Source organism: Solwaraspora sp. WMMD937, assembly GCF_029581175.1.
In the GTDB taxonomy this organism is placed as follows: Bacteria; Actinomycetota; Actinomycetes; order Mycobacteriales; family Micromonosporaceae; genus Micromonospora_E.
The window spans coordinates 2,327,533-2,341,114 of record NZ_CP120738.1 but is presented as its reverse complement, the minus strand read 5'-3'; the positions used below and the strand labels follow the sequence as shown (position 1 = coordinate 2,341,114).

General features: G+C 67.6%; 10 protein-coding genes and 1 pseudogene. 9 read left to right on the top strand and 2 right to left on the bottom strand.

Annotated features, from left to right (window positions below):
• The first annotated feature begins 175 nt into the window (after nt 1–175).
• From O7621_RS10135 to O7621_RS10125, 3 genes and pseudogenes are all read left to right on the top strand, one after another.
• On the top strand, nt 176–3,352 hold the full coding sequence (locus O7621_RS10135) for a DNRLRE domain-containing protein (RefSeq protein ID WP_282233723.1): 3,177 nt from the start codon (nt 176–178) through the stop codon (nt 3,350–3,352).
• Between the two features lie 129 nt (nt 3,353–3,481).
• Nucleotides 3,482–5,770 (top strand): annotated as a pseudogene (locus O7621_RS10130) (polymorphic toxin-type HINT domain-containing protein); the annotation flags it as partial.
• Between the two features lie 3 nt (nt 5,771–5,773).
• Entirely contained in the window at nt 5,774–6,220 is a 447-nt protein-coding gene (locus O7621_RS10125) for an SMI1/KNR4 family protein (RefSeq protein WP_282233722.1), read from the top strand.
• A gap of 824 nt (nt 6,221–7,044) precedes the next feature.
• Here the strand turns inward: O7621_RS10125 and O7621_RS10120 are convergent.
• A complete protein-coding gene (locus O7621_RS10120; protein WP_282233721.1) occupies nt 7,045–7,233 on the bottom strand; it encodes a DUF397 domain-containing protein in 189 nt (62 codons plus the stop codon).
• A 126-nt stretch (nt 7,234–7,359) separates the two neighbouring features.
• On the opposite strand from O7621_RS10120, the gene O7621_RS10115 reads away from it, so the two are divergent.
• The 3 genes from O7621_RS10115 to O7621_RS10105 all read left to right on the top strand — a co-directional run bounded on the left by O7621_RS10115 (nt 7,360) and on the right by O7621_RS10105 (nt 8,536).
• Nucleotides 7,360–7,491 carry a hypothetical protein gene (locus tag O7621_RS10115; RefSeq protein WP_282233720.1) on the top strand — a complete coding sequence of 44 codons (132 nt, stop codon included), beginning with the start codon at nt 7,360–7,362 and terminating at the stop codon, nt 7,489–7,491.
• 583 nt (nt 7,492–8,074) lie between these two features.
• Nucleotides 8,075–8,218 (top strand): hypothetical protein, encoded by a 144-nt coding sequence (locus tag O7621_RS10110; RefSeq protein ID WP_282233719.1) that lies wholly within the window; start codon nt 8,075–8,077, stop codon nt 8,216–8,218.
• 36 nt (nt 8,219–8,254) lie between these two features.
• The gene (locus tag O7621_RS10105; protein WP_348775313.1) at nt 8,255–8,536 is read left to right on the top strand and encodes a helix-turn-helix domain-containing protein; all 282 of its coding nucleotides are present in this window, start codon (nt 8,255–8,257) and stop codon (nt 8,534–8,536) included.
• Here O7621_RS10105 and O7621_RS10100 read toward each other — a convergent pair.
• Nucleotides 8,503–9,204 carry a hypothetical protein gene (locus O7621_RS10100; protein ID WP_282233718.1) on the bottom strand — a complete coding sequence of 234 codons (702 nt, stop codon included), beginning with the start codon at nt 9,202–9,204 and terminating at the stop codon, nt 8,503–8,505. The genes O7621_RS10105 and O7621_RS10100 overlap by 34 nt on opposite strands.
• Before the next feature lie 1,022 nt (nt 9,205–10,226).
• Here O7621_RS10100 and O7621_RS10095 point away from each other — a divergent pair.
• The 3 genes from O7621_RS10095 to O7621_RS10085 all read left to right on the top strand — a co-directional run bounded on the left by O7621_RS10095 (nt 10,227) and on the right by O7621_RS10085 (nt 13,523).
• Nucleotides 10,227–11,561: a glycine betaine/L-proline ABC transporter ATP-binding protein gene (locus O7621_RS10095; RefSeq protein ID WP_282233717.1), complete on the top strand. Its 1,335-nt coding sequence runs from the start codon at nt 10,227–10,229 to the stop codon at nt 11,559–11,561.
• Complete coding sequence (locus O7621_RS10090; protein WP_282233716.1) at nt 11,558–12,445, top strand: proline/glycine betaine ABC transporter permease; 888 nt, start codon at nt 11,558–11,560, stop codon at nt 12,443–12,445. The genes O7621_RS10095 and O7621_RS10090 overlap by 4 nt, the downstream gene beginning before the upstream one ends.
• 166 nt (nt 12,446–12,611) lie before the next feature.
• Nucleotides 12,612–13,523, top strand: coding sequence for a glycine betaine ABC transporter substrate-binding protein (locus tag O7621_RS10085; RefSeq protein ID WP_281551658.1), 912 nt, complete (start codon nt 12,612–12,614; stop codon nt 13,521–13,523).
• Nucleotides 13,524–13,582: the final 59 nt, after the last annotated feature.

Below are 13,582 nucleotides of genomic sequence, written 5' to 3'. Positions count from 1 at the left end.
CGGCGCGGGTGGCGATGCGCACCAGTGGGATATAACAGGTTAATAACGTTAAAGAGGGGCGCGTCGACAGTGGTGTCCGTGCGATCGTGTGCGGACTTCTGCCCCGTGGCCGCCGAGCGGGCGCAGTGGTGTCCACATCGTCCCTGCCCACCGGGTCCCACGGGAGTAGACCGCAGTGACCGCGCCTCGCCTGCTCAGCCCATTCACGCGTACGCGCACCAGGCTCACCCTGACCGTCGGTCTGCTGGTGGTCGCGCTCGTCGCCGCGACGCTGCCCTGGCTGCGGTCCACCATCGACCGACTCGCCGCGCCGGACCCGGCACCATCGGCCGGCCCGCTCGACGACTCAGCGGCCCTGGCCCAGGCCCGCCGCACCGGTAAGGAGGTGCTGATCGACACCGCGACGACCGCCACCTCACTCACGTGGGCCAGACCGGACGGGCAACTGCGTACCACCAGCCACGCCATCGCACAGCGGGCCCGCGACGCCACCGGGCAGTGGGCGGAACTCGACACCACCCTCACCCGCACCGGTGCGGCCGACCAGGGCCGGGCCGACGGAGCCGGCCGCAGCCGGGTTGCCGACGACGCCGACGGTCTCGGCGTACGGCCGGTCAACGCCCCGGCACCGGTCCGCTTCTCCAGCGGCGGAGCGGCCGCCGACCGGTACGCGGCAGCAGACAACCAGACCACCGACACCACTGACCGGGTGCTGGCCGAGCTGGACCTCGACGGTCACACCATCACGTACACCTGGCCCGGGCCGCTACCCGAGCCGGTGCTCGACGGCCCCCGGGCGCTCTACCCCGACGTGCTGCCCGGCGTCGACCTGCTGATGGTGGTACGCGACGACGGCGGCGTCGCCCAACTACTGATCGTCAAGACGCCCGACGCGGCCACGGTGGACTCGGTCCGCCAGATCAACTACGGCCTGCGGTCGTCGACCGCTGTCTTCCAGCACGATCCGGTCACCGGCGGGGTCCGGATCCTCGACCCGGCCGACGACCAGGAGATCAGCTCCATCCCCACCCCGTTCGGCTGGGACTCCTCCGGGCGCAACACGGACGACCCCGACGCGCCACCGCGTACCTCGGTGGCCACCACGACCGACGTGCTGCGCCTGTCCGGCCTCAGCGGTGCCGAGCCGGGCTCCAAGATCGGCCAGCTGCCCAGCACGCTCGACGGCGACGGCACCGGTGAGGCGCGACTGCGGCTGGACGCGGCGGCCAGCGGTCTGCTGGACGACGCCGAGGTCCGGTTCCCGATCTTCCTCGATCCGACGATGCGCAGCACCACCCAGGCGTGGGCGACCATCTACAGCCAGCACCCGTACACCAACACCTGGAACGGCACCAACTTCAACAACGGCACCACCGTCGCTCGGGTCGGCTACGAGGAGGAGACGCCGCTGCGCGCCCGTACCTTCTGGCGGATGGGCTTCAACAGCAGCATCGAGGGCGCGACGGTCAGTTCAGCCAGCCTGCGGCTGCTGAACAACCATTCGTGGAGCTGCGAGGCCCGGGAGATGCGGCTGTGGCTCACCGGTGCGATCTCCTCCGGCACCACCTGGAAGAAGCAGCCGGACTGGATCTCCGAGCAGCAGCGTCGGTCGTTCGCGCACGGCTACAGCAACCAGTGCGCCGACGCGTACGTCAGCTTCGACGTGCGGCAGGGGGCCCAGGCCGGCGCGACCAACGGGTGGTCCCAGATCACCTTCGTCATGCGAGCCACCGATGAGGACGACACCCACACCTGGCGCAAGTTCCAGGTCAGCGCGACCGAGCTGACCGTGGTCTACAACCGTAGCCCCAACGAACCAACCGCCGGCACCGTCACACCCGGCGGAAACTGTGCCCCCGGGCCCGGCGGCGGCACCCTCGTCGCCCGGACCAACCTGGTGCTGGCCGCCACCGGCTCGGACCCGGACGGAAACCTGCGCGGGCTGCGCTTCCGCTTCTGGCCCACCGGCGGTACGGTACCCGCCGGTACCCTCGTCACCAGCCTGAGCAGCGGCCGGGGCAGCGTGACGATCCCCGCCACCAGCCTGGTGGATGGCGTCACCTACTCCTGGGACGTCCGGTCCGAGGACACCGACGGCGCGACGTCGTGGTACTTCCCGCCCGGCGACCAACCCTGCCGGATCACGATCGACGCCAGCGCGCCACCGGCTCCGGCCGTCACCAGCGACGTGTTCCTGGCCGCCAGCCCGGACGGAGCGACCTGGGCAACGGTGAAGTTCGGCCAGACCGGTCCGGTCACCTTCACCGCCGCCGACGCCGCCCAGTTCAGCTACGCGCTCGGCGGGCGTGAGCTGACATACGTGACCGCCAACTCCGGCACGGCGACCGTGCCCGACCTGCGACCCCGACACTCCGGCCCGACCACCCTGCAGGTGTACGCGTACGACGCGGCCGGCAACCGGAGCGCCCGTACCGACCACACCTTCTACGTACCGCCTCGCGACACCGCCGACGGGCCGGGCGACACCGGAGGCGACGGACGACCCGACCTGACGATCATCGACGCCGACGGCAACCTGCGGACCTATCCCAGCGACACCGACGGAGCGCTGTACGAATCCCTTGCGGCGTCGTACAGCGCCGATGGCCAGCTCGACCCGGCTGGGCACTGGTACGACCCGGCGACCTCCCAGGTTGCGCTGCTCACCAAGAACGGCGACGCCTTCCCCGGCGACGGCATCACCGACCTGTTCGTCCGCACCCCCGACGGCGGCTTCTGGATCTACCCCGGCGACGGGTACGGCAGCTTCGACGTCGACGACCGGATCCGGGTGCGGTTGCCGGCTGGAGCGCCGGACCCGGCCACCTGGACCCAGCTCAAGGCCGTCGGGGACATCACCGGGGACAGTCACCCCGACCTGGTCCTGCGGGCCGGCACCGCATTCTGGACGTTGAGCGGCTACACCGGGGCGAGCTTCCAGCAGGCGACCCTGATGGAGGGCACCGCCTGGGCCCGGCGGGAGATCGTCAACGTGGCCGACATCGATCAGGACGGCACCCCGGACCTACTGTGGCGCGACTTGGACAACGGCAGAATGTCTGTGCGGCACGGCCTACCTGGCACCGTCGCTGGTAGCGTCGATCTGCACTCGTTGAAGTTGGCCATAAACTCCCGCGACGGTGACGTCTCCTTCGGCACCGGCTGGTCGGCCGCGAGTGTCGACCTGGTGATCGGCGTCCCCGACCTCAACGGCGACGGCATACCCGACATGTGGGCCCGGTGGACGTCGGACGGGCAACTGCGGGTGTACCACCCCTCCACCTCCGTCGCGGGCGACGCCGTGCAGGTTCTTTCGGACACGGCCTATCCGGGCGCCAAGGGGCTCGGCTGACCGCCGCCGCGTCGTCGACGTCCGTCGCCGATTTGCAAGTCGAGCCGTTGATAGGGATCCGGGCGCAGCAGTAGTCGCAGCCGTTCGAGCACGGCGCATGGCGTAGCCGGCGGCGCGGGCACCGGCCCGGGCACGTTGCGGGTGTACGACGACTGGTGTGTCCAGCCGGACGGGGACACGGCCGGGTCGCTGGTGCAGTTGCGGCGCTGTGACGGCACCGCGGCGCAGCGGTTGACCCGTACGGCGGCCGGGCAGTTGCGGCACACCGGGTCCGGTCTGTGTCTGGCGGTCGATGGTGGTGCGACCGCCAACTCGACGCCGGTCGTGTTGGCCGTGTGTGATGCTGCCGCGACCGGTCAGGTGTGGTCGGCGCAGGACGAGACCCGGCACGTCTACGGTCCGGACGGGGCGCGGTTGCTGACCGTGCAGGACCGGCGGGCGACGCTGCACCTGGCCGACGCGGTGGTCACGGTGGCCGCTGGTGGGGTGAACGTCAACAGTCAGCGCAGCTACGCGGTGCCGGGTGGCGGCATGCTGCGGTACGCCTACGGGTCGGCGTCGGTCCAGTTGGCGGCGGTCGCGGCCGATCATCAGGGCAGCCCGTACGCGGAGGTCGGTTCGACCCTGTCGGGGATGCCGGTACGGATCCTGAAGCGGGATCCGTTCGGTAACCCCCGCGCGGTCGACGTGCTGGCCACGAATCTGAAGACCCGGGCCGGGTTCCTCGGCGCGACACCGGACGAGGCGTCCGGCTACACCCCGTTGGGGGCCCGCCTGTACGACCCGGTGGTGGGCCGGTTCCTGTCCGCCGACCCGGTCCTCGATGTGGCGGACCCGTTGCAGTCCAACGGGTACGCGTACGCGCACAACAATCCGGTCACCCACGCCGACCCGTCGGGTCTGTCGATCAGCCTGACCGCGTCGGAGCGGGCGGCGGCGTTGGCCGGTGCGGGTCTGTCCACCGCGCAGGTCGCCCAGGCCCGGTCGGCCGCGGGCCGGTCGATGACGTCGGTCATCCTGTCGGTGGCCTGGGACGTGTTGAAGGAGTTCATCGGCCTCAACGCCGCGTTGGGCTGCTTCGGCGGCGACGTGTGGTCCTGCGTCGACCTGGTCACCGAGTTCGTGCCCGCCCTCAAACTGTTCAAAGCGTTCGGCAGGATCGTCAAGGCCGTCGAACGCACCTTCTCCGCGATCAGGGCCTGGCAGAAAGCGAAAACGGCAGCCCAGGCGGTGCTGCGGGCGGCCCGCGCCGCCGAGACCGTCGCGTTGAACGCGAAGAAGGCGGCGGCCGAGCGGGCGAAACGCGCCGCGCAGGCCGCCGCGAAGAAAGCCGCCGACAAGGCCAACACCACCAGCAACAAAGCTGTCAACGCGTCGAAGAAGACCGGCAACCCCGTCCAGAAACAGGCCCAGGCCAAAACCAACCCCAAAGCCTCCACCAGCAGCGGAGGCGGCGGCCGGACCAGCGCAGGAGACGGGAGCGGCAAGGCCACATCCAAACCCGGCGGCAACACCGGCGCCAGCACCCGCTCCAACGGCGGCACCACCGGCGGAGGAGACAAACCCGCCGACAGCTGCCCGCTGAACAACAGCTTCACCCCCGGCACCAAGGTCCTGATGGCCGACGGCACCACCACGCCGATCGAGCAGGTCAAGCCCGGTGACAAGGCCATCGCCACCGACCCCGAAACCGGCACCACCAGCATCGAGACCGTCACCACCACCATCACCGGCGACGGCATCAAACACCTCATCACCATCACCATCGACACCGACGGCCAACACGGCCCGGAGACCGCCCAGGTCACCGCCACCGACGGACACCCCTTCTGGGTCCCCGAACTCGACCAGTGGATCGACGCCACCGACCTGCAGGCCGGCCAATGGCTCCACACCAGCACCGGCACCTGGGTCCAAATCACCGCAATCCACCGCAGGACCGTCCCACACGCCACCGTCCACAACCTCACCATCAGCCACGTCCACACGTATCATGTGGTGGCCGACGCAACCCCCGTACTCGTACACAACTGCGGTCTGGCAAAAATTGCGGCAGACCATCGGGTCAACGGGAATGGGGGACTGGGTGTTCGGGAAAGTAAGAACATTGCCGTTATGCGGTCTCAGATCGATGGGCAAGCGTCGACAGTCGGTATCGCGACTAGCGGTCGACACGTCAACCCTGGGGAGGTGTCCATGCCTAGCGCAAGGCAGTTCACGCCGCCCAACCCGTCTAGAGCATATGACTCCGAAGTCTTTCTTCTTGAGGATCTCGCGATCGGCCTCAGCCCAACATCTACCGGAACTGTCCAGCTCTACTCGGAACGGATAGTTTGCCCTAGTTGCGAAGATGTGATTGGTCAGTTTAAAATGAGATTTCCTGGAATTAGCATCCGTATCTCGACGGGGCAGGACTGAGTGATGTACGAAGTTGGAAGGTTGGCGGAGTTAATTCGCATCGAGGAGCCTGGCGGCGTACTTGGAATAACGGCAGAGCAAATATCAAAAATTCGGGAGGCATGGAACCTTTCGGAGCTTCCGTCAGCGTATGTAGAGTTTCTTTCCCACATGGGGGTGCGGGCGGGTCGGATACTCAGAGGAACGGACGCATTCTTTCCGACCATCCTCCGAATGAAGGAGTGGGCGGATGAGTTCTTCGATGAGAATTCCGGGACCAATTCTCTTCCCGATGGGGCGATCGTATTCGGGATGCATCAGGGCTATCTCGTGTATTGGATGTCGGACACGCTTACGCCTGACCCCGAAGTCGTACTTTGCGCGGAGGGTGATCCAAATCCATTGCGCACCTGGTCCTCCTTTACCGCATTCCTCAACTCGCACTACGCAGACGAGCCTGGGGTAAAATGAGCGTAGCCAATCAGGTTTGCCGGTTCGGGCTGGTTTGATCTGGCGGGGTTGTTGGGCAGGATGTCCGGGCGCCCGACGTCCCTTCCATCGTGGAGCGGCTCGTGGCGTTGGAGAAGGCTGTCGCGCAGTGGGATGCCCGGATTGTAGTGCTAGAGGCGGAGAACGCCGAGTTGCGGCGTGGGTCAGACACCGAAAATTCGAATCTACCGCCGTCGGCGCAGGGGTTGGACAAGGTTCGACGAGGGTGATCGACTGCCAGAATTGGCCGAGGTCCGCTGCTTGGTAGGACATGAAGCCGAGGATGTTCGCGCCGAGGCCACGGTCACCGGCGGCGTGGGCCTGGTAGAGGCCCGCGATCCAGAACTGTTGCGCCTGGCTGTGGTTTCCGTCGTCGAACGACAGCCAACCCGCGAGGCGCATCAACTCACCGGCAGTGCCGTGTAGCCGCCGCCCCACCGAGTCGGTGTACCGGCGCTCGCGTAGCACCTCGACCACGGTCGCCAGGTGCTGACAGACCAGGCCGAGCGTCTGGCCGCTGCCGAGGTGGTCGTCCATCCGCCGCAGGCTCGCGGTAATGGTGTCCAAGTGGTCGACGACCTCACCGGACCGTGGCCGGCCGGTGGCGAAGGTGACGTCCGACGGCTGATAGGCGATGTTCCACTCGTCCGCCGACGACGTCAGCGCGAAACCAAGCAGAGTCAGGCAAATCCGTCGGCCCATCCCGCATCCCCGATTCGGTAACCATCATCGGCCGTGACTGACACAGTTGGTGCGCTCGTGGCGGCCCGTGTGGAGAGTCGCCACGAGCAGGGGGGAGCCAGGGGTTACGGGCGGGCGCCGTGGGTCTTGATGGTGGTGGTGAAGGTGGTCCAGGCGGCGGGAGCGAAGGTCAGCGTCCCGGCGGCGGGGGCTTTGGAGTCGCGTACGTCGATCTGGGCGCCCCGGTCGCGGACCTCGACGCACTGGCCGTTGCTGCCGGACCGGCTCGACGTGCGCCAGGTGTTACGTTCCATGCTCGCTCCCTCGTCTGATGGCTGCTGGCCTACTCACGTGGCGATGAGGTCTTTGGTGTCGTTGCAGAATCGGCGGACGGCGGGGGTGCGCCGGTAGGGGCCGAGTGCGCCGACGAGGTTGCGGACGTGTTTGATGCACCTGGCGGAGGTGACCTGCCCGGTGAGGGTCTGGACGGCCTGGTCGCCGAGGGCGAGTGCCTTGTCCAGTTCGGGTTGGTCCTGCCGGACGTAGGTGGTGGCGAGCAGGGCGTTGCGTAGTGCTCCTTCGCGGCTGTACTCGTCGTCCTGGAGTCGTAGCGCGGCTCGGAGGTGTTCGCGGGCGCGGGTCCAGTCTTCGAGTTTGACGTAGCAGTAGCCGGCCTGGGCGTGGGCCTGGGCTTCGTTGATCCAGTACGCCCAGTCGGGGTCGCCGTGTTCCGGACGTCCGTCGGTGAGCCGGTCGAAGGCGCTGTCGAGCGCACGTCGGGTGTCGGTGACGGCGCGGTTGTTGGCGTACGCCTCGGCGGCGCGTAGGTCCAGGATCGTCCCGACTGCTCAGGCTGCCAGCCCGCCTCGGCCAACAAGCGCCTGATCCCGTCCCCGCTGACTGCCACCGCATCGACCCTTCACCCGTAGTGGTCGCTCCCACGCACGGTCGCGGACCTGGTGTCCGGCAGGCTGCCCCGACACTGATCCACACCGATACGCACCCCGCGCACCCCCTCCTGTCACCACCCGACTGAGGTCAACTGGGCACATCGGAGTCCGGCGATGACCCGAAGCCGATTCCGGTAAACGGGCCAGCGGGTCGGAGCGTTGCCGCGCTCCGACCCGCCGGCCTCGCCAGAGGGTAAGAGTGCTCGTGATCGCCAGACTGCTACCGATCGTCTTCGCCGGCCTGATGCCCGGCTTCCTCCTCGGCCTGTTCGCGATCCGCGTCAAGTCCCGGTGGTGCCCCCGCTGCGGCGCGACCACCGAGGAGATCCACCGGAGCACGCACCGATGACCGAGCCCGGCCGCCACCGCATCCGCCGACCAGCCCATCGGCCGGCGGATCGCCCAACTCCGCGCCCGACGGGGACTCACCCAACAGGTCTTCGCGAACCGGATCGGCAAACCCCACTCGTGGGTTGACAAGGTCGAACGCGGCATCCGCTGCGGGTGTACCACCCCTCTACCTCCGCCGCAGGTACCGCCGTACAGATTCCTTCGAACACGGCTTATCCGGGCGTCAAGGGCGTCGGATGACCGCCGCCGCGTCGTCGATGTCCACTGCAGCTCCGCCGGTGGTCAGCCGTGTTGGACGAAGGCGATCTTTTCGTAGACGTGGACGGCCCGTACGGGTAGGGCTGGCCGTCCTTGCCACCCCGCCCAGTGCCGTCGGTTCACATCGTCGCAGAGGCTCTGGACGAGTCCGACGGATGTGCCTTGGTCTCCGGGCGGGCCGCCGCCGTACTCATCGAGGTAGGCCGTCGACATGTCCTCGATGATGTAGAAGCCCGACGGTCGCACGTGGTCGACGAAGAGTGCGTCGAACGATGCCCGGATGTGCGCGTTGACGTGGCTACCGTCGTCGATGACGACGTCGAATGGCCCGTACCGGCGCCCGAGCTCCCGCAGGTAGGTCTGGTCGGACTGGTCGCCGCGGTGAACGTGGATTCGCGGCTCGTCGATCTGCTTCTCGGCGATGTCGAGGCCGTGGATCTGGCCACGCTGGAAGTAGTCCCGCCAGGTGCGCAGCGACGAACCTCCCCAGGTGGTGGAGTCGTAGCCGCCGATGCCGATCTCGAGCAGGTTGATCGGGCGGTCGCGGAGGTCGCCGAGATGCCGCTCGTACAGCGCGGCGTAGCCGTGTCCGCGGCCCTTGTCGGTGTCGTAGACCCTGGCCAGCAGGGTCAGGTTGCGGCGCACGACAGGTGCCACGAGCCGTTGGACACGGATGATCCGCTGGTCACCGATGGCGTGCCGGATTCTCGCCCGAGTACTGAGCATAGACAGGACTATAGGCGGTTTTGCCCAATTATGCGGGGCAGTCAGGCAAGAGACCGGATCGACCGCAGTGATCCACTCAGTGGTCGGGTCGACAGTTCCACCCGCAAGGGCTCGTGTCGGGCGCCGCGAATGTCGCTGCCCGACCGACACTGAACATGCAACTTTCTTGACCGTCAGGTCAGGGTGCCCATCTCCAGAACCGCCTTCGGGCTGCGAAGTCCGGGTGGGCCAGCACGGCTTGGGGGTGGGAAGTAGTCGGAGGCAGCGGCCCAGCGGGGGAAGGTGGCTCATCGGGCGAGGTGCCAGGGCGGCAGAGGCAGGGAGCAGAGCCACAGAGGTGAAGGGCAGGACGGCAGGGCGATTCAGACAGGTTAGCGCGCTCATCGCCACGCAAAACCTTGCCCGCTCATTTGCACTAACCATTCAAGACGATCGAGCAGCACTTCAGGCACCGCACTCCCCCACACCCTGCCAGCACATTTTACGAAACTCGATTACTGATTCACCGTCGAGAGATCATGTTCAACCCGAACCGTCACCCCGGCCACCCATTTCCGCAGATCAGCAGTGGCCCACCCAGTTGCCAATGAATTGTTATCCAGGCAGATACGGCGACCTGCGGCACAGACTCTCCGCCGGGCGCCCTTGGGCGTCGCCGCCGCAGGTCAGGGGCCCTACCCCCGGGATAACCGGAGGTTCCTCGTCATACCTCGCATCTCGGGCCGGCGAGCGCTGTGTGCGCTTTGCCGTACCGCCAGCACACATACCTGATTCGGTGGCGATACCGTCGACAATGGAACAGCTGGAATGGCAGCACCGCCCCCAGACACCCCGTGCGAGATGTCCGAAACATCCCGTACGGGGATGTTTTTCGTTCGCGGCAGACCGTCGGGTATCGTCGGGTGCAAACCCCCACCACAGACCTGGTTTGACTTGCCCACCGACCGTCCGACGACTCGATTTCGGTCGATGAACACCTGCCGTGTGCGTCGATTGGGACCAGCGTCACGACATTCGTTGGAATGGAGATCGTGTCCGCAATCGTCGTGAAATCGTTGTACAAAATTTTCGGCAAACGTGCTGACAAGGCGCTCGAGCGCCTCAAGACCAGCCAACCCGATGCCCCGGCGAACCTGGGCGGCGCCACCGCAGCCGTCGTCGACGCCAACTTCGAGGTCCGGCCCGGCGAGATCTTCGTCGTGATGGGGCTCTCCGGGTCCGGGAAGTCCACCCTGATCCGGATGCTGAACGGCCTGCTCACCCCGACCGGCGGCTCGGTCGAGGTCGACGGCGTCGACCTGACCAAGCTCAAGCCGGCCGCGCTGCGCAAGCTGCGCCGCGAGAAGATCAGCATGGTCTTCCAGCACTTCGCGCTGCTGCCGCACCGCTCGGTGCTGGAGAACGCCGGCTACGCGCTGGAGGCCGCCGGGCTGCCCCGCGCCGAACGGCGGGAGCGGGCGATGGAGGCACTGCGTCTGGTCGGTCTGGACCGCTGGGCGGACAAACTGCCCCAGGAGCTGTCCGGCGGGATGCGTCAGCGGGTCGGCCTGGCCCGGGCGTTGGCGGCCGGCACCGACATCATGCTGATGGACGAGGCGTTCTCCGCCCTCGACCCGCTGATCCGCCGCGAGGTCCAGGACCAGTTGCTGGACCTGCAGGCTCAGCTCGGCAAGACGATCGTCTTCATCACCCACGACCTCAACGAGGCGATGCGCCTCGGTGACCGGATCGCCGTGATGCGCTCCGGCCGGATCGTCCAGCTCGGCACCGCCGAGGAGATCCTCACCGACCCGTCGAACGACTACGTCGCGCAGTTCGTGGCGGACGTCGACCGTACCCGCATCCTCACCGCCTCATCGGTGATGGAGCGACCGCTCGGCGTCGTCGACGTCAACTCCGGTCCCCGGGTCGCCGCCCGGATCCTCCGGGAGACCCAGACCTCCGCGATCTATGTCACAGGCAAGAACAAGCAGTTCCTCGGTACGGTCTCCGACGACGTCATCGACCAGGCGGTCCGCGACGGCCGGCGGAACCTGCAGGACGTGGTGACCACCGACCACGTCCGGGTCGCCGGGGAAGATACCCCGGTCGCCGAGTTGTTCACCCCCTGTGCGGAAAGCTCGCACCCGCTCGCTGTGACCGACACCACCGGCCGGCTCACCGGCGTGATCCCCCGGATCACCCTGCTCACCGCGCTCGGCAGCATCGGCAGCGACACCGGCAACGGGACCAGCGACGGCACCGGCGACGACGCCGAGCCGACCAGCTCCAGCGAGGTGGACACCATCACCGCGACAGTCCCCGATCAGGCAACCCCGGCTGACGCAGTGCTGAGCCCGGAGGGAGACCGTTCATGAACGCCGCTGACGGCATTGACAGCATCCTCCCGTACGTCCGGATCGGCGAGGCGTTCGAGTTCGTCGTCGACTGGACGACCGAGTACCTGGGTGCGCTCTTCGACGGGATCTCGACATTCGTCGAGTCGCTGGTGGATCCCCTGGTCGACGTGCTGCTCGCACCGCCGGCGATCGTCGTGGTGCTGATCTTCGCGGCGCTCGGCTGGTGGCTGCGCGGGTGGAAGTTCGGCATCGGCACCGCCGTCGGGCTCGGCATCGTCGCCGGCATGCCCTACTGGGAAGAGACCATGAGTACGCTGGCGTTGGTGCTGGTGGCGAGTGCTCTGTCGCTGGCGATAGCGGTCCCGCTCGGGATCCTGATCGCGGAGAACCAGCGGGCCGCGGCGGTGACCCGTCCGGTGCTCGACCTGATGCAGACGTTGCCGGCGTTCGTCTACCTGATCCCGGCGATCTTCTACTTCGGCATTGGCGCCGTCCCCGGGGTGATCGCTACGGTGGTGTTCAGTATGCCGCCGGGGGTCCGGCTGACCCAGTTGGGCCTGCGACAGATCGACCGCGAGGTGATCGAGGCCGGCGAGGCGTTCGGCGCGTCGCCCTGGGCGGTCCTGCTCCGTACCAAGCTGCCACTCGCCCTGCCGACCATCATGCAGGGGGTCAACCAGGTGATCATGCTGGCGTTGTCGATGGTCGTCATCGCCGGGATGGTCGGGGCCGGCGGCCTCGGCGAAGTGATCAACACCGCACTCGCCCGGCTCCAGGTCGGCCAGGGCTTCGAAGGCGGCATGGCCGTGGTGATCCTGGCGGTGGTGCTCGACCGGCTGACCGACTCGATCGGGGCCCGTACCCGGTCGGCGAAGGCCCAGCGGGCGCTGCAGGAAGCCTGACCCGCAAGTCCGACCGGACCGGACCGGCCCGACCCGACCCGAGACCGAACCAGAGCTGCACCGTATCCGAACCGAGATCCCGCAGGGAGGGTCACCGGTGCCGGCGCCCTGCCTCGCTGCCGCGAGTACGCCGGTGTAGGGCAACACGATGGAAGGACGACAACGAATGTTCCGCAACAACCCGCTACGCCGCGCCACGGTGGCGGCCACCGCCGCACTGGCCCTGGGGCTCGCCGCCTGCGGCAGCGACGCCGACAGCGACACCGGCAGCGACAACGGTTCCGACGCCGTCGACAAGAGCATCACCATCGGCTACATGGCCTGGGACGAGGCGATTGCCGCTTCCTACCTGTGGCAGAACATCCTTGAGGCCGAGGGGTACGAGGTCGAGCTGACCAACGTTGAAGCCGGCGTGGTCTACTCCGGTCTGGCCTCCGGTGACATCGACCTGTTCCTGGACGGCTGGTTGCCGCAGACGCACGCCTCCTACATGGAGGAGTACAGCGACGACCTGGAGACGATCGGGGTCTGGTACGACAACGCCAGCCTGAGCATCGCCGTCCCCGCCTATGTGGACGGGGTCGACTCGCTGGCAGACCTGGCCGACAACGCCGAACTGTTCAACAACGAGATCATCGGCATCGAGCCGGGTGCCGGTCTGACCGCCGCCACCCAGGACAACGTTATGCCGACCTACGGGCTGGACGACTACGAGCTGCGGACCTCGTCCACCCCGGCGATGCTCGCCGCGCTGCAGAGCGCGATCGGCGACGAGGAGCCGATCGTGGTGACCCTGTGGCACCCGCACTGGGCCTACTCGAACTACGAGCTGAAGGACCTGGCCGACCCGGAGGGCACCCTGGGTACCGCTGAGGAAATCACCACGCTGGCCCGGACCGGGTTCAGCGCGGACTTCCCCGAGGTGACCGCGATGCTGGAGAAGTTCCAGATGGACGACCAGCAGCTCGGTTCGCTGGAGGACCTGATGTTCAACGTGCACGAGGGTGACGAGCCGGCCGCGGTCGAGGCGTGGCTCTCGGAGAACCCGGACTACCTTTCCACCCTGGGTGTCTCCTGACCCGCAGCGACCGACCGAAACACCACGGACCGGGGTGTCCGGGCTGGCCTGACGGCCGG

Coding starts and splice junctions, on each gene's coding strand:
- O7621_RS10125 (WP_282233722.1), top strand. CDS start 5,774: ATGTACGAAGTTGGAAGGTTGGCGGAGTTAATTCGCATCGAGGAGCCT.
- O7621_RS10090 (WP_282233716.1), top strand. CDS start 11,558: ATGAACGCCGCTGACGGCATTGACAGCATCCTCCCGTACGTCCGGATC.
- O7621_RS10095 (WP_282233717.1), top strand. CDS start 10,227: ATGGAGATCGTGTCCGCAATCGTCGTGAAATCGTTGTACAAAATTTTC.
- O7621_RS10100 (WP_282233718.1), bottom strand. CDS start 9,204: ATGCTCAGTACTCGGGCGAGAATCCGGCACGCCATCGGTGACCAGCGG.
- O7621_RS10120 (WP_282233721.1), bottom strand. CDS start 7,233: ATGGAACGTAACACCTGGCGCACGTCGAGCCGGTCCGGCAGCAACGGC.
- O7621_RS10085 (WP_281551658.1), top strand. CDS start 12,612: ATGTTCCGCAACAACCCGCTACGCCGCGCCACGGTGGCGGCCACCGCC.